Consider the following 371-nt stretch of genomic DNA (forward strand, 5'->3'; position numbering starts at 1 on the left):
AATTAAAACGTGTACGCCTGAGCCTGGGTGGATGATGCATACCGATCAAGGTTTCCAGTACCAGCATTCGTCCTGGCGCAACCTGATTCATGATAACGGTGGTGTTCAGTCAATGTCGCGTAAAGCCAACTGTTACGACAACGCGGTCATGGAGAATTTCTTCGGGCACTTGAAAACCGAGATGTACCACGGAGAAGTCTTCGACACCGTCGCAGAGTTCAACCAGGCCATCGACGAGTACATCCAGTGGTACAACACCGAACGCATCCAACAACGACTCAAGGGTCTGACCCCGATGCAATATCGAAATCAGACCCTTGAAGCCCTAACCGCCTAGAATTAAACCAGTCCAACTTTCGGGGGCCAGTTCA

1 protein-coding gene is annotated in these 371 nt (G+C 50.7%); it reads left to right on the forward strand.

Annotated elements, in window-relative coordinates; translation table 11 throughout:
- On the forward strand, positions 1 to 337 hold a 337-nt coding region (locus tag QKD99_RS11590; RefSeq protein WP_347951500.1), incomplete at its 5' end, for an IS3 family transposase.
- Positions 338 to 371 lie beyond the last annotated feature (34 nt).

The organism is Corynebacterium sp. c3Ub_189, assembly GCF_039907195.1.
GTDB lineage: Bacteria > Actinomycetota > Actinomycetes > Mycobacteriales > Mycobacteriaceae > Corynebacterium.